The 18706-nt window shown below is 64.5% G+C and carries 18 protein-coding genes; all 18 read right to left on the bottom strand.

What is annotated here, in order from left to right; all coding sequences use genetic code 11:
• Positions 1-37 precede the first annotated feature (37 nt).
• Entirely contained in the window at positions 38-1708 is a 1671-nt protein-coding gene (locus QX051_RS03455; RefSeq protein WP_315738261.1) for a ribonuclease J, read from the bottom strand.
• Positions 1709-2512 (bottom strand): biotin--[acetyl-CoA-carboxylase] ligase, encoded by an 804-nt coding sequence (locus QX051_RS03460; protein WP_315775063.1) that lies wholly within the window; start codon positions 2510-2512, stop codon positions 1709-1711. It abuts the gene before it with no gap.
• Entirely contained in the window at positions 2513-3940 is a 1428-nt protein-coding gene (gene nuoN, locus QX051_RS03465) for an NADH-quinone oxidoreductase subunit NuoN (RefSeq protein WP_315775064.1), read from the bottom strand.
• Positions 3941-3965: 25 nt separating this feature from the next.
• Complete coding sequence (locus tag QX051_RS03470; RefSeq protein WP_315775065.1) at positions 3966-5474, bottom strand: NADH-quinone oxidoreductase subunit M; 1509 nt, start codon at positions 5472-5474, stop codon at positions 3966-3968.
• A complete protein-coding gene (gene nuoL / locus QX051_RS03475) occupies positions 5471-7543 on the bottom strand; it encodes an NADH-quinone oxidoreductase subunit L (RefSeq protein ID WP_315775067.1) in 2073 nt (690 codons plus the stop codon). The genes QX051_RS03470 and nuoL overlap by 4 nt, the downstream gene beginning before the upstream one ends.
• A 65-nt stretch (positions 7544-7608) precedes the next feature.
• On the bottom strand, positions 7609-7917 hold the full coding sequence (gene nuoK, locus QX051_RS03480; protein WP_284418728.1) for an NADH-quinone oxidoreductase subunit NuoK: 309 nt from the start codon (positions 7915-7917) through the stop codon (positions 7609-7611).
• The gene (locus QX051_RS03485; RefSeq protein ID WP_315738266.1) at positions 7914-8552 is read right to left on the bottom strand and encodes an NADH-quinone oxidoreductase subunit J; all 639 of its coding nucleotides are present in this window, start codon (positions 8550-8552) and stop codon (positions 7914-7916) included. Before QX051_RS03485 ends, nuoK begins: the two co-directional genes overlap by 4 nt.
• A 9-nt stretch (positions 8553-8561) precedes the next feature.
• Entirely contained in the window at positions 8562-9050 is a 489-nt protein-coding gene (gene nuoI, locus QX051_RS03490; RefSeq protein WP_006611003.1) for an NADH-quinone oxidoreductase subunit NuoI, read from the bottom strand.
• A gap of 7 nt (positions 9051-9057) precedes the next feature.
• Entirely contained in the window at positions 9058-10128 is a 1071-nt protein-coding gene (gene nuoH, locus QX051_RS03495) for an NADH-quinone oxidoreductase subunit NuoH (protein ID WP_315738267.1), read from the bottom strand.
• A 10-nt stretch (positions 10129-10138) separates the two neighbouring features.
• A complete protein-coding gene (nuoG, locus tag QX051_RS03500) occupies positions 10139-12208 on the bottom strand; it encodes an NADH-quinone oxidoreductase subunit NuoG (RefSeq protein WP_315775069.1) in 2070 nt (689 codons plus the stop codon).
• 103 nt (positions 12209-12311) lie between these two features.
• Positions 12312-13637, bottom strand: coding sequence for an NADH-quinone oxidoreductase subunit NuoF (nuoF, locus tag QX051_RS03505; RefSeq protein WP_315738269.1), 1326 nt, complete (start codon positions 13635-13637; stop codon positions 12312-12314).
• Positions 13638-13659: 22 nt separating this feature from the next.
• The gene (locus QX051_RS03510) at positions 13660-13875 is read right to left on the bottom strand and encodes a hypothetical protein (RefSeq protein WP_257165730.1); all 216 of its coding nucleotides are present in this window, start codon (positions 13873-13875) and stop codon (positions 13660-13662) included.
• Positions 13872-14483 (bottom strand): NADH-quinone oxidoreductase subunit NuoE, encoded by a 612-nt coding sequence (nuoE, locus tag QX051_RS03515; protein ID WP_172236403.1) that lies wholly within the window; start codon positions 14481-14483, stop codon positions 13872-13874. Before nuoE ends, QX051_RS03510 begins: the two co-directional genes overlap by 4 nt.
• 14 nt (positions 14484-14497) lie before the next feature.
• Positions 14498-15457 (bottom strand): FkbM family methyltransferase, encoded by a 960-nt coding sequence (locus QX051_RS03520; RefSeq protein WP_315775071.1) that lies wholly within the window; start codon positions 15455-15457, stop codon positions 14498-14500.
• Entirely contained in the window at positions 15457-16653 is a 1197-nt protein-coding gene (locus tag QX051_RS03525; RefSeq protein WP_315711546.1) for an NADH-quinone oxidoreductase subunit D, read from the bottom strand. The genes QX051_RS03520 and QX051_RS03525 overlap by 1 nt, the downstream gene beginning before the upstream one ends.
• A gap of 14 nt (positions 16654-16667) precedes the next feature.
• The gene (locus QX051_RS03530) at positions 16668-17273 is read right to left on the bottom strand and encodes an NADH-quinone oxidoreductase subunit C (RefSeq protein WP_315756759.1); all 606 of its coding nucleotides are present in this window, start codon (positions 17271-17273) and stop codon (positions 16668-16670) included.
• Between the two features lie 13 nt (positions 17274-17286).
• Positions 17287-17871 (bottom strand): NuoB/complex I 20 kDa subunit family protein, encoded by a 585-nt coding sequence (locus QX051_RS03535; protein WP_284418856.1) that lies wholly within the window; start codon positions 17869-17871, stop codon positions 17287-17289.
• Positions 17868-18233: an NADH-quinone oxidoreductase subunit A gene (locus QX051_RS03540; protein WP_008964559.1), complete on the bottom strand. Its 366-nt coding sequence runs from the start codon at positions 18231-18233 to the stop codon at positions 17868-17870. The genes QX051_RS03535 and QX051_RS03540 overlap by 4 nt, the downstream gene beginning before the upstream one ends.
• Positions 18234-18706 lie beyond the last annotated feature (473 nt).

Below are 18706 nucleotides of genomic sequence, written 5' to 3' on the forward strand. Positions count from 1 at the left end.
CCACTTTTCTTTTGAACCGCCGTTTGATCGGCCTGCGTCAGACTTCCAGGACGTGAACCAGACAGATCGGCTTCTTGCCCCATTGCTCATTGACCGCCGAACGCACCGCCCGCCGCACGGATTCTGCCGCTGCGTCCGGATCGCGCCGACGCGCCCGCGGCAGACCTTCGAAGGTCGAGACGACAGCATCGAAGACGATGTCGTCCATCTCCTCGCCCGCCGCATTCTTCTCGGGGATGCCGACCATGTCGACTTCCGGATCGTCGGCCAGCTCGCCCTTCTCGGTGATGGCGAGCGCCACGAAGATGCAGCCGGCAAAGGCCATCTTGCGACGCTCGACCACGGCGCGCGACTTCGAATCCTCGACGATGCTGCCGTCCTTGTAGAGGCGCCCTGCCGGCAGCTGGTCGATGATTCCGGGATCGCCGGGACCGAGCTTGACGAGATCGCCGTTGCGGCAGGTGATCACCTTGGGCACGCCGCAGGCGCGCGCCAGCCTCGCATGCTCGTGGAGATGCAGCGCCTCGCCATGGACGGGGATCAGGAGCTGCGGCCGCGTCCACGCGATCATGTCGCGCAGCTCGTCGCGGCGCGGATGGCCGGAGACATGAACCAGATGATTGCGGTCGGTGATGATCTCGATACCCTGCTGCACCAGCCCGTTGATGACGGCGCCGACCGCCTTCTCGTTGCCGGGGATGGTGCGCGACGAGAAGATGACAGTGTCGCCCTTGTTCAAGGTGACCAGCGGATGATCGTCATTGGCGATGCGCGAGAGCGCGGCGCGCGGCTCGCCCTGGCTGCCCGTGCACAGCGCCAGCACCTTGTCGGCCGGAAAGTGCCCGTAGAGGTCCATGCCGCGGAAGTTCTGCACGCCATCGAGATAACCGGTCTCGCGCGCGACCTGGACCACGCGCTCCATGGCGCGGCCGACGATGACGACCTCGCGCTCGGCCGCGCGCGCCGCTTCGGCGACGGCGCGGATACGCGCGACGTTGGAGGCGAAGGTGGTCACGGCCACGCGGCCGCGCGCCTCCTTGACCAGGGTCGTAATCGTCTTGGCAACCTCGGCCTCCGACGGCGAGCGTCCCTCGCGCACCGCGTTGGTGGAATCCCCGATCAAGGCGAGAAGTCCGGCGTCGCCGAGCTCGCGCAGCCGCTTCTCATCCGTCGGCGCGCCCAACACCGGCGTCGGATCGATCTTCCAGTCACCGGTGTGCAGGACGGTGCCGACCTCGGTGTGGATCGCCAGCGCGTGCGATTCAGGGATCGAATGCGCGACCGGAATGAACTCGACGTTGAAAGGACCGATGTCGACGCGGCCGCCGGAGGGGATCACCTTGACCGGTATCTTGGCCGGGAGGCGCTCAGCCTCACACTTGGCCTCGAACAGCGCGGCGCTGAACTTGGTCGCGTAGATCGGGCATTTCAGCCGCGGCCACAGATCGATGATGGCGCCGAAATGGTCCTCATGCGCGTGGGTCAGCACGAGGCCGACCAGGTTGTTGCGCTCCTTCTCCAGGAAGGCGACGTCGGGCATGATCAGGTCGATGCCCGGCAGATGCTCCTCATCGCCGAAGGAGACGCCAAGATCGATCGCGAGCCACGAGCGCTGGTGGCGATTGCCGAGCCCGTAGATCGACAGGTTCATGCCGATCTCGCCGACACCTCCGAGCGGCGCAAATGTCAGTTCGTCGGGACGTGCCATCTAGACCGCTCCTTTGGATGCGACCGAGCCGAAATGAACATCACCGGCCGTGATCGGCTCCAATCGTCCCTCCGCGGTCCGCACCAGCATACAACCCTGTTCGTCGATCGTGTCGAAAATCCCCTCGATGATAGCATGTCCGGACCTGATGGCGACCGGCTGGCCGAGGCCTGCCGCCCGCTCCAGCCAGAGCCTGCGGATATCACCGAAGCCCCGCCCCTCGTTCCAGATGCCGAAATATTCGACCCAGGCATCCGACAGCGCCGAGAACAGATCCTCGGCGGTCACCTGGATGCCGAGGTCCGCCAACGATACCGCCGGAGTCGGGGTATCCGGCGGCGCCGCCACCACGTTGGTTCCGACGCCGACAACCACCGCCAATCCGCCAGCCACCTGCTCCGCCTCGAGCAGCATGCCGACGATCTTGCGGCCGTCAACGAGAACGTCGTTCGGCCATTTCAGCGCAAATGACGCGTGTGCTCCGGACCGCAGCGCAGCCTCGATGCTCACCTGGCGCAACGCGCTCTCGATGGAGAGGCCTGCGGCAAAGCCGAGTGTGGCTGCGATCGCAGGAGCCACGTTCAGCACTTCCAGCACGCTCGAGGCCAGATTGCCACGCGGGGCGATCCACGGACGCTGGCGCCGGCCGCGCCCGGCCGTCTGCTCCGATGTGACGAACCAGCAGGGCGCTCTGCCGCCCTCTCGGGCTGACTTCAGCGCCTCGACATTGGTCGAGCCGGTCTGGTCGAACGTGACGAGTCCGTAGCCAGCCTTGGCGGCCTGGGACCCTAGCGCAAACGTCATCTAGAACAGCGATTTCGCCGCGGCCGCCGCCGCGCTGACGAGCGGGCCGGGATAGGCGAAGAACAGGATGTTGAAGATGCCGGAGATCGCGAGCACGGTGCGCAGCTCGATCCTGACGGGATCGAGCGTAGGCAGCGGCTCGTCGAAATACATCGTCTTGACGATCAGCAGATAATAGTAGGCGCCGACCACGCTGGTAAGGACGCCGATCACCGACAGTGTGAACAGCCCGCCCTTGATCGCGGCGACGAACACGTACCATTTGGCGAAGAAGCCCGCGAGCGGAGGAACGCCGGCCAGCGAGAACAGCAGCATCGCGAAGAAGAAGGCGAGCAGCGGATTGGTGCGCGAAAGTCCCGAAAAATCGCTGATCTTCTCGAACGACTGGCCGTTGCGCTTGATCGCCATGATCACGGCGAAGGAGCCGAGCGTCATCGCGACGTAGATCGCGATGTAGGTCAGCACGCCCTGCGCGCCTTCCACCGTACCGGCGGCGAGACCGACCAGCGCGAAGCCCATGTGGCCGATCGACGAATAGGCCATCAGGCGCTTGATGTTGGTCTGGCCGATCGCGGCGAACGAGCCGAGCGCCATCGAGGCGATCGAGACAAACACGATGATCTGCTGCCACTGGAAGGTGATGCCGGGGAACGCGGTCAGCGCGACGCGCGCGAACACGGCCATCGCTGCGACCTTGGGCGCGGAGGCGAAGAACGCCGTCACCGGCGTCGGCGCGCCTTCATAGACGTCCGGCGTCCACATGTGGAACGGCACCGCCGAGATCTTGAAGCACATGCCGGCAAACAGGAACACCAGGCCAAATATGATGCCGACGCTGCCGGCCTTCGTGGCCGCCGCGATCCCGGCAAAGCTCACCGTTCCGGTAAAGCCGTAGATGAGCGATGCACCGTACAGCAGCATGCCGGAGGACAGCGCGCCCAGCACGAAATACTTCAGGCCGGCTTCCGTCGACTTGGCATTGTCGCGATGGCTCGCCGCGACGACATAGAGCGCGAGCGACATCAGCTCGAGGCCGAGATAGAGCGCAATCAGATCCCCGGCCGAGATCAGCACCAGCATGCCGAGCGTCGAAAGCAGCACCAGGATCGCATATTCGAAGATGCGGCGGTCCGGCGCCGACAGGAACTCCACCGACATCACCAGCGTCGCGATCGAGCCGATCAGCATCAGGATCTTCAGGAACCTCGCATAGCTGTCGGCGATGAAGCTGCCGCCGAAGGCCTGGCCCGCCGGCTGGCGCAGCACCAGGATGCCGACCACGATCAGCAGAACGATCGCAAGGCCGGTGACGATGCCCGTTGCCCCCTGCCCGCGGAACGCGCCCAGCATCAAGAGCGCCATGGCCCCCACGGCCAGCAGCAGCTCCGGCAACACCACCCAAAGCTGAGCCCCAAGATTCTCGATCATCGTCTTTGTCCCGACCTCTGGGGTCTCATTGGAGCAGCGCAGCGGCCTTCACGGCCGTCACGGCTGTATTGTAATTGGTCACGAGCTGCTGCACCGACGCCGCCGACATGTCGAGGATCGGCTTCGGATAGACGCCGAACAGGATGGTCAGCGCCACCAGCGGAAACAGGATGATGCCTTCACGGAAGGTCAGGTCCTTGATGCTAGCGAGCGATGGCTTGGTCAGCGCGCCGAACACCACCTTGCGGTACAGCCACAGCGCATAGCAGGCCGAAAGGATGACGCCAAAGGTCGCGAAGAACGCGGTCGGGATCGACACCTTGAAAGTGCCGAGCAGAGTCATGAACTCGCCGACGAAGCCGGAAGTGCCGGGCAACCCGACATTGGCCATCGTGAACACCATGAACACCAGCGCGTAGACCGGCATCCGGTTCACGAGGCCGCCATAAGCCGCGATCTCGCGGGTGTGCATGCGGTCATAGACCACGCCGACGCAGAGGAACAGCGCGCCCGAGACGATGCCGTGGGAGATCATCTGGAACACGCCGCCGGCCACACCCTGGATGGTCCCGGCGAAGATGCCCATCGTGACGAAGCCCATATGCGCGACAGAGGAGTACGCGATCAGCTTCTTTATATCCTCCTGCATCAGCGCCACCAGCGAGGTGTAGATGATCGCGATCGTCGACAGCGTGAAGATCAGCGGCGCGAAATCATGCGAGGCCAGCGGGAACATCGGCAGCGAGAAGCGCAGGAAGCCGTAGCCGCCCATCTTCAGCAGGATCGCGGCGAGAATCACCGAGCCCGCGGTGGGCGCCTCGACGTGCGCATCCGGCAGCCAGGTGTGAACCGGCCACATCGGCATCTTCACCGCGAAGGAGGCGAAGAAGGCAAGCCATGCCCAGGTCTGCAAGGAGCGCGGCACCGCCGTATGCATCAAGGTCGGAATGTCGGTCGTGCCGGCGTTCCAGTACAGCGCCATGATGGCGAGCAGCATCAGCACCGAGCCAAGCAGCGTGTAGAGGAAGAACTTGAACGAGGCGTAGACCCGGCGCGGACCGCCCCAGACCCCGATGATCAGGAACATCGGAATCAGGCCGCCCTCGAAGAACAGATAGAACAGAACGAGGTCGAGCGCGGAGAACGTGCCAACCATCAGCGTTTCCAGGATCAGGAACGCCATCATGTATTCGCGCAGCCGGTTGGTGACCGACTTCCAGCTCGCGATGATGCAGAACGGCATCAAAGCGGTGGTCAGGATCACGAACGGCAGCGAGATGCCGTCGACGCCCATGTGATAGCTGATGCCGGCCGCCAGCCAGTTCGACTTCTCGACGAATTGGAAGTCGGTCTGTGCCGGATCGAAGCGCAGCACCAGGATCACCGACACCGCGAAGGTGATCAGCGTGGTCCACAGCGCGATCCAGCGCGCGTTGCGCCGGGCCGCCTCGTCGTCGCCGCGCACCAGATAGATCAGCAGCGCGCCGACGATGGGCAGGAAGGTGACGACAGAGAGAATTGGCCAGGTGGTCATTGCTGGCCCCCCATGAACATGAACCAGGTGATCAGGCCGGCGACGCCGATCAGCATGGCAAAGGCATAATGATAGAGATATCCGGTCTGGATCTTGACGACGTTGCGCGTGATGTCGAGCACCCGCGCCGAGACACCATCCGGACCGAACCCGTCGATGACGAAGCCGTCGCCCTTCTTCCAGAGGAAGCGGCCGAGCCACTTCGCAGGACGGACGAAGATCACGTCATACAGCTCGTCGAAGTACCACTTGTTGAGCAGGAACTTGTAGAGCAGCGGCTGCTGGGCCGCCAGCTCCTCCGGGATGTCCGGACGACTAATGTAGAAGAAGTAGGAGACCGCAAAGCCCAGCACCATCATGATGAACGGCAGTTGAGCGAGCCAGAACGGCATATGCTCCATGTCCTCCAGGATGTGCGGGTTCATCTTCAGCGACTCGCCGAAGAAGTGCTCGACACCATGGGGATCGGTGAACACGCCCTTGAACGGGAGGCCGGCCAGGATCGAGCCTGCCGCGAGCACGCCGATCGGGATCAGCATCCAGATCGGGCTCTCATGTGCGGCATCGTAGTGGTGCTGGTCGTGCGGCGTACCGAAGAATGTCTTGAACACCAGGCGCCAGGAATAGAACGAGGTCAGGCCGGCGGCGACAATGGTGAGGAAATACGCGTAGGTCGCAAACGGATTGTGTGCGGCGTACGCAGCCTCGATGATCGCATCCTTGGAGAAGAAGCCTGCGAAGCCGGGGAAGCCGGTGAGCGCCAGGGTGCCGACCGTCATCACCGCGAAGGTGTATGGGATCTTGCGCCACAGGCCGCCCATGTTGCGGATGTCCTGCTCGTGGTGCATCGCGTAGATCACCGAGCCTGACCCTAAGAACAGCAGCGCCTTGAAGAAGGCGTGCGTGAACAGGTGGAACATGCCGACCGAGTAGGCCCCTGCTCCCATCGCCACGAACATGTAGCCGAGCTGTGAGCAGGTCGAGTACGCGACGATGCGCTTGATGTCGTTCTGCACCAGGCCGACAGTCGCGGCGAAGAACGCCGTGGTCGCGCCGAAGAACATCACCACGGCCTGCGCATTGGGCGCGAGCTCGAACAGCGGCGACAGGCGCGCCACCATGAACACGCCGGCGGTGACCATGGTCGCGGCGTGGATCAGCGCCGAGACCGGGGTCGGACCTTCCATCGCGTCCGGCAGCCAGGTGTGCAGCAGGAACTGCGCCGACTTGCCCATCGCACCCATGAACAGCAGCAGGCAGGTCAGCGTCAGTGCGTCGGCATTCCAGCCGAGGAAGTTGATGGTCTTGCCCGCGAAGCTCGGCGCGGCGTTGAAGATGGTCTCGAAGTCGGTCGACTTCGCCAGCAGGAACACGGCGAAGATGCCGAGCGCGAAGCCGAAATCGCCGACGCGGTTGACGACGAAGGCCTTGATCGCGGCAGCGTTGGCCGACGGCTTCTGGAACCAGAAGCCGATCAGCAGGTAGCTGGCGAGACCGACGCCCTCCCAGCCGAAGAACAGCTGCACGAGGTTGTTCGCCGTCACCAGCATCAGCATCGCGAAGGTGAACAGGCTGAGATAGGCGAAGAAGCGCGGACGGTTCGGATCCTCGTCCATGTAGCCGATCGAATAGAGATGCACGAGCGAGGACACGCTGGTCACGACGACGAGCATCACCGCCGTCAGCGTATCGACGCGCAGCGCCCAGGAGACCTGCAGCTCGCCGGAATTGATCCAGGGCAGCAGCTCCTTGACCCCGGCCTCATGATGCATGAAGCCGACGCTGATCAGCATCGCCCAGGATAGGCCGGCCGACACGAACAACAGCGCCGTCGTGATCACCTGCGCGGCCCAGGTGCCGGCCGCGGGCGGCTCGGCGACATGATGGTCATCGTGCCCATGACCGTGATCGTCATGTGCCTGCGCGTCGGCGGCGCCGTGGTGATGGCCGTCGTCGTGATGATGCTCGACCACATCGCCGCTCGGATGGCGTCCATGCGCCCCCAGCAGCGCGATCAGGCCGGCCAGGATCGCGCCGAGCAGCGGCAGAAAGACAATGGCCTGGATCATTCGCCCGTCCCCTTACGCATGACCTTGCCGGCAAGCCGGCCCCCATCTGTGCGGATCATGCGCCCTTAGCCCTTCATCAGATTGACGTCTTCAACCGCAATCGAGCCGCGGTTGCGGAAGTAGACCACCAGCACGGCGAGGCCGATCGCGGCTTCCGCCGCCGCAACGGTCAGAACCAGCAGCGCGAACACCTGCCCGACGATGTCGCCGAGGAAGGTGGAGAACGCCACCAGGTTGATGTTCACCGCGAGCAGGATCAGCTCGATCGACATCAGGATGACGATGATGTTCTTGCGGTTCAGGAAGATGCCGAGGATGCCGAGCGTGAACAGCATCGCGGCGACGGCGAGGTAATGTCCCAGTCCGATGGTCATTTCACCCACTCCGCGGCGTCCGTATCCTGCAGCCCCTGCCCGACCGCAACCTTGCGGACGGCCATCGCCATCTCGGGCGTGCGCGCGTTCTGGACGTTGATGTCCTGGCGCTTGACGCTCGCCTTGTGGCGCAGGGTCAGCACGATCGCGCCGATCATCGCCACCAGCAGGATCATGCCCGACAGCTGGAAGTAATGGATGTATTTCGTATAGAGCACGAGGCCGAGCGCCTCGGTGTTGGTGACGTTGGTCGGGATCGCCGCGGTGATCGCCTTCGGCGCCGTCGGGTTGATGACCCAATACGACACCGTCAGCAGCAGCTCGAACAGGAAGATGCCGCCGATGACGAGGCCAATCGGCATGTACTGCAGGAAGCCCTCGCGGAGCTCCGTGAAGTCGACGTCGAGCATCATGATCACGAACAGGAACAGCACCGCGACCGCGCCGACATAGACGACGACCAGGATCATCGCCAGGAATTCGGCTCCCATCAGCACGAACAGGCCGGAGGCGTTGACGAAGGCGAGGATCAGATAGAGCACCGAATGAACGGGGTTCTTCGAGACGATCACCATCACCGCGGAGGCCACGCAGACCGCCGCGAACAGGTAGAAGAAGAGCGCAGGAAGGATCATCGGACGGCCTCAGCGGTACGGCGCGTCGAGCGCGATGGCTTTGGAGATCTCGCGCTCCCAGCGGTCGCCGTTCGCGAGCAGCTTGGCCTTGTCATAGTAGAGCTCCTCGCGGGTCTCGGTCGCGAACTCGAAGTTCGGTCCTTCGACGATGGCGTCGACCGGACAGGCCTCCTGGCAGAGGCCGCAATAGATGCATTTCACCATGTCGATGTCGTAGCGCACCGTGCGGCGGGTGCCGTCGTTGCGACGCGGGCCGGCCTCGATCGTAATCGCCTGCGCAGGGCAGACGGCCTCGCAGAGCTTGCAGGCAATGCAGCGCTCCTCGCCATTGGGATAGCGGCGCAGCGCGTGCTCGCCGCGGAAGCGCGGCGAGATCGGGCCCTTCTCGAACGGATAGTTCAGGGTCGGCTTGGGCTGAAAGAAGTAACGCATCGCGAGGAAGAACGCGGAGACGAACTCCTGCAGCAGCAGCGACCGTGCGGTGGCGGAAATGTTCATGACAGCCTCATTTCGGCGCGATGCCGGCGAAGTGCAGCACGCCCGCGACGATCACCACCATGGCCAGCGACAGCGGCAGGAAGACTTTCCAGCCCAGACGCATCAACTGGTCGTAGCGGTAACGCGGCACGATCGCTTTCGCCATCGCGATCAGGAAGAACATGAAGAACAGCTTGAGCGAGAACCAGATGACGCCCGGCACCCAGTTGAACGGCGGCAGGTCGATCGGCGGTAGCCAGCCGCCCAGAAACAGGATCGTCGCCAGCGCGCACATCGTGGTGATCGCGACATACTCGCCGAGCATGAACAGCAGGTACGGCGTCGAGCCGTATTCCACCATGAAGCCGGCGACGAGTTCCGATTCCGCCTCAACGAGATCGAAGGGCGGACGGTTGGTCTCGGCCAGCGCCGAGACGTAGAACACCACGAACATCGGGAACAGCGGCCAGACGTACCAGTTCAGGATCGTCAGCTGCGGCAGGCCGATCAGGCTCGCAAGCCCGCGGGCATGCTGCGCCTCGACCACCGCCGAGAGGTTCAGAGTGCCGGCGCACAGCAGCACCGTGATGATCACGAAGCCGATCGAGACCTCGTAGGACACCATCTGCGCCGCCGAGCGCAGCGCCGCCAGGAACGGGTACTTCGAGTTCGACGACCAGCCGGCCATGATGATGCCGTAGATCGACAGCGACGAGATCGCGAAGATGAAGAGGATGCCGACATTGATGTCGGCGATCGCCCAGCCGAGATTGGTCGGGATCACCGCCCAGGCCGCCAGCGCCAAAACGCAGGAGACCAGCGGCGCCAGCAGGAACACGCCCTTGTTGGCGCCGGCCGGAATGATCGGCTCCTTGAGCACGAACTTCAGCAGGTCGGCGAAGGACTGAAACAGGCCCCAGGGCCCGACCACGTTGGGACCCCGGCGGATCTGCACCGCCGCCCAGATCTTGCGGTCGGCCAGCAGGATGTAGGCAATCGCGACCAGCAGGACGACGAGGAGCAGGACGCTCTGCGCGACCATGACGATCAGCGGCCAGAGGAAGCCGGTCCAGAACGAGCTTGCAAAGAAATCAGCCATCAGGTCACGCTCACTCCGCTGCCGTCAGCATCTGCCCGGAGGCCAGGCGGGAGCATTCCGCCATGACCGCCGATGCGCGCGCGATCGGGTTGGTGAGATAGAAGTCGTCGATCAGCGGCTTGAACGGCGCCTTCTCGAGGTTGCCGCCCTTGCCCGCCAGGGTCTTGATGTCGGCGATCTTGCCCGCCTCGATCTGGTCGATGCGGCCAAGATGCGGCACGGCCTTGATGATCGCAGCGCGCAGAGCGGCCAGCGAGTCGTAGCCAAGCTTCTTGCCGAGCACGTCGGACAGCGCGCGGATGATCGCCCAGTCCTCGCGCGCCTCACCCGGCGGGAACGAGGCGCGGCCGGCGACCTGAACCCGGCCCTCGGTGTTGACGTAGAGGCCGGACTTCTCGGTGTAGGCTGCGCCCGGCAGGATCACGTCGGCGCGATGCGCGCCACGGTCGCCGTGGGTGCCGATGTAGACGGTGAACACGCCCTCGGGCACCTCGACCTCGTCGGCGCCGAGCAGGAACATCACGTCCATCGTGCCGAAGGTGGTCATCTGGGCGCCGGTCAGTCCGGTGCCGTTGAAGCCGATGTCGAGCGCGCCGACCCGCGAGGCGGTGTCGTGCAGCACGGCAAAGCCGTTCCAGTCATCGCGCACGGCGTTGACGTCCATCGCGATCTTGGCCGCCAGCGACAGGATCGCCGCGCCGTCGTGGCGCGCTGCGGCGCCGGCGCCGACCAGCACGATCGGGTTCTTGGCGTTACGGAAGGTGGTCGCGAACGAATGCTTGCCGGCAGCGACGTCGCTCAGGGAGTCGGTGCCAGCGCCGATGTGCTCGTACGCATAGGTCAGATCGGCCTTGGGACCGACGACGCCGACCTTGAGCTGACCGGAGCGCCAACGCTTGCGGATGCGGGCGTTGAGCACAGCCGCTTCCTTGCGCGGATTGGCACCGACGATCAGGATCGCATCGGCCTGCTCGATGCCGGCGATGGTCGGATTGAACAGGTAGGACGCACGGCCGAGCTTGGCATCGAAGCTGTCCCCGCCCTGCACCCCGACATTGGTCGAGCCGAGCTTTGCGAGCAGATCCTTGAGCGCGTACATCTCCTCGACTGCGGCGAGATCGCCGGCAATCGCGCCGATGCGCTTGCCGTCGATGCGCGACAGCTTGGTCGCGATCGTCTTGAACGCCTCGGGCCAGGAGGCCGGGCGCAGCTTGCCATCCTCGCGGACATAAGGACGATCGAGCCGCTGCGTGCGCAGGCCGTCGACGACGTGCCGCGTCTTGTCCGAGATCCACTCCTCGTTCACGGCATCGTTGATGCGCGGCAGGATGCGCATCACCTCGCGGCCGCGGGTGTCGACCCGGATCGCCGAGCCGAGCCCATCCATGACGTCGATCGACTGCGTCTTGCCGAGCTCCCAAGGGCGTGCGGCGAAGGCGTAGGGCTTCGAGGTCAGCGCACCGACCGGGCAGATATCGACCAGATTGCCCTGCAGCTCCGAGCTCAACGCCTGCTCGAGATAGGTCGTGATCTCCATGTCCTCGCCACGGCCGATCGCGCCCATTTCCGGCACGCCGCAGACTTCCGCCGAAAAGCGCACGCAACGGGTGCACTGGATGCAGCGGTTCATCGAGGTCTTGACCAGCGCGCCGAGATACTTGTCCTCGACCGCGCGCTTGTTCTCGGCGAAGCGGCTGGTGTCGACACCATAGCCCATCGCCTGGTCCTGCAGATCGCACTCGCCACCCTGGTCGCAGATCGGGCAGTCCAGCGGATGGTTGATCAGAAGGAATTCCATCACGCCTTCGCGCGCCTTCTTGACCATCGGCGACCGCGTCGAGATCTCCGGCGGCTCGCCCTTCGGGCCCGGCCGGCAGTCGCGCACGCCCCAGGCGCAGCTCGCGACCGGCTTCGGTCCGCCCTTTACCTCGACGAGGCACATCCGGCAGTTGCCGGCGATCGACAGCCGCTCATGATAGCAGAAGCGCGGGATCTCGGCGCCAGCCGCCTCGCACGCCTGCAGCAGCGTGTACTCCGGCGGCACATCGATCTCTTTGCCATCGATGATGATCTTGGTCATTGCCTCACATCTCTCTCAAACCACGAACCACCGCGCCGTCGCGCACCGGAAAGGCGCGACAGGCGCGAAGGAAAACCTTGCTGGCAGGTCGGCCTGCCATCGCCTACTCCGCCGCCACCATATGCGCGGGATCGCGCACGCCGACGTCGTCGACATCGGCCTTGTGCGAATACTGGTCGATGCGCGCTTCGATCTCGTGACGGAAATGAGTGATCAGGCCCTGGATCGGCCACGCTGCGGCGTCACCCAGCGCGCAGATCGTGTGCCCCTCGATCTGCTTGGTGACCTCCAGCAGCATGTCGATCTCGCGCTTGTGCGCCCGGCCCTCGGCCATGCGGGTCAGCACGCGCCACATCCAGCCGGTGCCCTCGCGGCACGGCGTGCACTGGCCGCAGCTCTCGTGCTTGTAGAAATACGAGATGCGCGCGATCGCCCGGATCAGGTCGGTCGACTTGTCCATCACGATCACGGCCGCGGTGCCGAGGCCCGAGCGCAGCTTGGACAGGCTGTCGAAATCCATCGGCGTGTCGATGATCTGATCGGCCGGCACCATGCGCACCGACGAGCCGCCCGGAATCACCGCCTTCAGATTATCCCAGCCGCCACGGATGCCGCCGCAATGCTTCTCGATCAGCTCGCGGAACGGGATGCCCATCGCCTCTTCGACGTTGCAGGGCCGCTCGACGTGACCGGAGATGCAGAACAGTTTTGTGCCGACATTGTTCGGACGGCCGATGCCGGCAAACCACGCCGCGCCGCGACGCAGGATGGTCGGCGCCACCGCGATCGACTCGACGTTGTTGACCGTGGTCGGGCAGCCATAGAGGCCGACATTGGCCGGGAATGGCGGCTTCAGCCGCGGCTGGCCCTTCTTGCCCTCGAGGCTCTCCAGCAGCGCGGTCTCCTCGCCGCAGATATAGGCGCCGGCGCCGTGGGCGACGTAGACATCGAACGGCCAGCCGTGGATGTTGTTCTTGCCGATCAGGTTGGCCTCATAGGCCTGATCGATCGCCGCCTGCAGCCGCTCGCGCTCGCGGATGAACTCGCCGCGCACATAGATGTAGCAGGCATGCGCGTTCATCGCGAAGCTGGCGAGCAGACAGCCCTCGACGAGATGATGCGGATCATGCCGCATGATCTCGCGATCCTTGCAGGTGCCGGGCTCGGATTCGTCGGCGTTGACCACGAGATAGCTCGGCCGGCCGTCGGTCGATTCCTTCGGCATGAACGACCATTTCAGGCCGGTCGGGAAGCCGGCGCCGCCGCGGCCGCGCAGGCCCGACGCCTTCATCTCGTTGATGATCCAGTCGCGGCCCTTCTCGATCAGCGCCTTGGTGCCGTCCCAGCTGCCGCGCCGGCGTGCGCCTTCGAGGCCCCAATCGTGCAGGCCATAGAGGTTGGTGAAGATGCGGTCCTTGTCGTCGAGCATGATCAGACGGCTTCCTCGGATGTCAGCGGTTCGACTGCATGGTGGCGATGAAGGCGGCGCAGCCGCCGAACACCAGCGCCCACAGCAGACTGGACTCCAGCGTCGCGTTGAGCGCGAACCGCTGCAGCACGAAAATGAAAGCGGCGGCCGCGAGTGTATGCAGCGCCACGTAGCGCCAGTTCTTCATCGCGGCGCCCTCTTGGCTCAGGGCCGCAACGCGGGTGCGGTTGCGGCTCATGTCTTCTCCTTCAACGTGGTCGGACCGCCGGCGGGCGCCGAGAACTGGCGGCCGTTCTGCGGACCAGGCGTCGGCAGGTTGCCGGTCGCGAAGCCGTCGAGCACCTTGCCGAAGCTCTCCGGCGTCAGGTCCTCATACGTGTCCTTCCAGACCTGCACCATCGGCGCATTCACGCAGGCACCCAGGCACTCGACCTCTTCCCAGCTGAAGTCGCCATCCTTCGACAGATGGAAGGGGTCGTGATGAATGCGGTGCTTGCAGACCTCGATCAGCTCCTCGGCGCCGCGCAGCCGGCATGGCGTCGTGCCGCAGACCTGGACGTGGGCCTTCTTGCCGACCGGCTGCAGCTGGAACATGGTGTAGAAAGTCGCGACCTCGAGCACGCGGATGTAGGGCATGCCTAGCATGTCGGCGACGACGCGGATCGCAGCTTCGGACACCCAGCCCTCGTTCTGCTCCTGGGCGCGCCACAGGATCGCGATCACCGCCGAGGCCTGCCGGCCTTCCGGGTATTTCGCGATCTGAGCCTTGGCGAAGGCGAGGTTTTCCTCCGTGAACGCAAAGCTCGCGGGCTGGACTTCCTTCGGGGCAAGACGGCGGACGGACATGGCTCTTCAGTCTTTCATTGCATGCGGCGCGCGGCACTTGCATTGAGCGCTGCGACGCGATTCTGCCAGAAGGCACTTGCAGTTCCGAACACGTTGTAGCCGACGTGAGCGGACGCCTTGATGCGGTCGAGGATCGACAGCTCGGTCACGATCTCGAAGCGGCCGCTCGCGGGGTCGTAGACCATCAGTTGCATCGGCGTTTCATCGAGGATGTAGCGCGACACCGTATGATTGCGATCCTGGCCGTGCTCCTCGCACAGGACCATGCTGTCGGTCGCAAGCAGCCGCGCCCCACCCTTGATCGCCTCGATCTCGACGCCCTCGACGTCGAGCTTGATCAGGTACTTGCCGGAAGCGGCGACGTTGCCGTCGTCGATGAGATCGTCGAGCGCCATCACTGGCACCTGCTCACCGCCAGCGCTGTCGCCGGCGATACTGAAGGCCTCGTGCTTGGTACCGGTGAGATGCGCGACGCCGCGGCGTTCGCCGATGGCGCACTTGATCACTTCGAAGCGGCCGCCGTTGATCTGCGCATTGTTCGCAAGCTTGGCGAAGTTCGCCGAGGACGGCTCGATCGCGATCGCCTTGTGCGAGCCGTAGGGCGTGCTCGACACCAGCACCGACCAGTAGCCGTAATTGGCCCCGCCATCGATGAAGGTGTAGTCGACATCGACAGTGCCGAGGAACAGGAGCTCGAGCTCGTCCTCATAGTGATAGGCGCGGTTGAGCAGCTTGCTCCAGTAGCCGTCGCCATAGGGGAACTCGAACACGGCGTCCGGGTTGAGCTTCACCGCGATGTCCCGCTCGGGCAGCGCCAAGCGCAGCAGGTTGGCGCAGCGATTGTAACCGCGATGCGAGAAATGCGACGAGATCTTCGAGCCGGTCGACAGCGCCAATGCAGCCGTGCGCTCCCAGAGGTTCGCTCCTTCGAGCGCTCCAGAAGCACGATCGAACTGGATCGGCGCATGGCCCATCAACGGTCCACCTCTCCGAACACGATGTCGAGCGAGCCGAGAATGGCCGAGACGTCGGCGAGCAGATGGCCGCGGCAGATGAAGTCCATCGCCTGCAGATGCGCGAAGCCCGGCGCGCGGATCTTGCACTTGTAGGGCTTGTTGGTGCCGTCGGCCACCAGATAGACGCCGAACTCGCCCTTCGGCGCCTCGACCGCCGCATAGATCTCACCCGCGGGGACGTGCACGCCCTCAGTATAGAGCTTGAAGTGGTGAATCAGCGCTTCCATCGAGCGCTTCATCTCACCGCGGCGCGGCGGCGCGATCTTGTTGTCGGTGATCATCACCGGGCCCTGCCCGTCCGGTGCGCGCAGCTTCTGGATGCACTGCTTCATGATACGCACCGACTGGCGCATCTCTTCCATGCGGATCAGATAGCGGTCGTAGCAGTCGCCGTTCTTGCCGATCGGAACGTCGAACTCCATCTCGGCATAGACATCGTAGGGCTGCGACTTGCGCAGGTCCCAGGCCGCGCCCGAGCCGCGCACCATCACGCCGGAGAAGCCCCACTCCCAGGCCTGCTTCAGGGTCACGACGCCGATGTCGACGTTACGCTGCTTGAAGATGCGGTTGCCGGTGAGAAGCCGGTCGAGATCGTCGACCACCTTCAGGAACGGATCGCAGAATGCGTCGATGTCGTCGATCAGCTTCGGCGGCAGGTCCTGGTGGACGCCACCGATGCGGAAGTAGTTGGCGTGCATGCGCGAGCCGGAGGCCCGCTCATAGAACACCATCAGCTTCTCGCGCTCCTCGAAGCCCCACAGCGGCGGGGTCAGCGCGCCGACGTCCATCGCCTGGGTGGTGACGTTGAGCAAATGCGACAGCAGCCGTCCGATCTCGGAGTAGAGCACGCGGATCAGTTGGCCGCGGCGCGGCACCTCGATGCCGAGCAGGCGCTCGGCGGCGAGGCAGAAGGCATGCTCCTGGTTCATCGGCGCGACGTAGTCGAGCCGATCGAAATAGGGCATCGCCTGCATGTAGGTCTTGGTCTCGATCAGCTTCTCGGTGCCGCGATGCAGAAGGCCGATATGCGGATCGACGCGCTCGACCACCTCACCGTCCAGCTCCAGCACAAGGCGCAGCACGCCGTGTGCCGCCGGATGCTGCGGGCCAAAGTTGATCGTGAAGTTGCGGAGTGCCGGGCTCTGCTCGTTCATGCTCGCGCTCCCACTCACTTCGTCGCTTTCTCGTCGCCGGGCAGCGGATAGTCCGCGCCTTCCCAGGGCGACAGGAAATCGAACTTGCGGAATTCCTGGTTGAGCCTGACAGGCTCGTAGATCACCCGCTTCTCCTGGTCGTCGTAGCGCACCTCGACGAAGCCGGTGGTGGGGAAGTCCTTGCGCAGCGGGTGGCCGTCGAAGCCGTAATCCGTCAGCAGGCGGCGCATGTCGGGGTGACCGACGAAGATCACGCCGTAGAGGTCATAGGCCTCGCGCTCGAACCAATCCGCCCCCGGGAAGACGTCGATCAGCGACGGCACCTGCGTCGTCTCGTCGGCCTCGGCCTTGAGCCGGATGCGTGCGTTCAGGGTCGGAGACAGGAAGTGGTAGACGACGTCGAAGCGCTTGGCGCGCTCCGGGTAGTCTACCGCGGTGATGTCGGTGATGTTGACGAACCGGAGAGCCGGATCATCACGCAGATACTTCACAACCTCGACGATCCGACCCGGCTCCACGCTCACCGTGAGCTGATTGAAAGCGACCGAATGGCCGATCGCCGCGCCCGGAAGCGCGCTCACGATCGTCTGCCCAAGGGCGTCGAGCCTGCCGTCGTCCATAACGAAAAAACCTTCAGCGTTCGATGGTGCCGGTGCGCCGGATCTTCTTCTGCAGCAGCAGAACACCGTACAGCAGCGCTTCCGCGGTCGGCGGACAGCCGGGCACATAGATATCAATGGGAACGATGCGGTCGCAGCCGCGGACCACCGAATAGGAATAGTGATAGTAGCCGCCGCCATTGGCGCACGACCCCATCGAGATGACGTAACGCGGCTCCGGCATCTGGTCGTAGACCTTGCGCAGCGCCGGCGCCATCTTGTTGGTCAGGGTGCCGGCGACGATCATCACGTCCGACTGGCGCGGCGAGGCGCGCGGCGCGAAGCCGAAGCGCTCGACGTCGTAGCGCGGCATCGACACCTGCATCATCTCGACGGCGCAGCAGGCCAGGCCGAACGTCATCCACATCAGGGAGCCGGTGCGGGCCCAGGTGATGAGATCGTCAGCCGTGGCAACGAAAAATCCCTTGTCCGACAGCTCGTGCCTGACCTCGAGGAAATACGGGTCGTTGGCACCGATCGGCCTGCCGGTCGCGGGATCGAGAATGCCCTTCGGGGCCGGTGCGATTACCGGACCGGTCGAGGACGTAGTCGGGCTCAATCCCATTCAAGCGCGCCTTTCTTCCATTCGTAGGCAAACCCGACCGTCAGCACGGCCAGGAACACCAGCATCGACCAGAAGCCGGCCGCGCCGAGCTTGCCGAATGCCACTGCCCAGGGGAACAGGAAGGCGACTTCGAGGTCGAAGATGATGAAAAGGATGGCCACCAGATAGAAGCGGACGTCGAACTTCATGCGCGCGTCGTCGAACGCATTGAAGCCGCATTCGTACGCGGAGAGCTTCTCGGGATCGGGCTGCTGGTAGGCGACCAGGAAGGGCGCGATCAGCAGAACCACCCCGATGATGGCTGCGACACCTATGAACACGACGAGGGGGAGATAGTTCTGGAGGATGCCGGTCATCGGCGCCACTTTCCTCTGCGGTTTCGGTGCAAACCGCAGATTCGTTGCATTGGAATTGGTCGAAGCCTTAGCGCAGCGCACCAAGCCGCGCAAGACAAGCCGTCTCACCGGTGTCATCCCTCCCCACATTGCGGAAACCTGGACACACCGAGCCACGGATGACGCGTGCAGGAGCCGCATTGCAGACCCGCAGCATTACGGTGTCGCACGGACCGGCGCGGGATGCTGAGGTGGTCAGCGATCGCGAGCACGCACGCCGCCGTGCGCAGGCTGGGCGGGGTCGGAGACGGATGCGGATCAGCGTTCGATCGAGCGATCCAAGCAAGGCGACTGGACCGTCACCCGATAGGCGTCCGTTATCACATGAGATGGTCACGAAGGGCCGCCGGATCAAGATCACCCGCGGCGGCCGGCGCGGCCGCGGTCACCGCCGATGCCGGCATGGGTGCCGATCACGGGCTCCGGCCGCATAC

It is taken from the genome of Bradyrhizobium sp. SZCCHNR1053, from assembly GCF_032381235.1.
Lineage (GTDB): Bacteria > Pseudomonadota > Alphaproteobacteria > Rhizobiales > Xanthobacteraceae > Bradyrhizobium.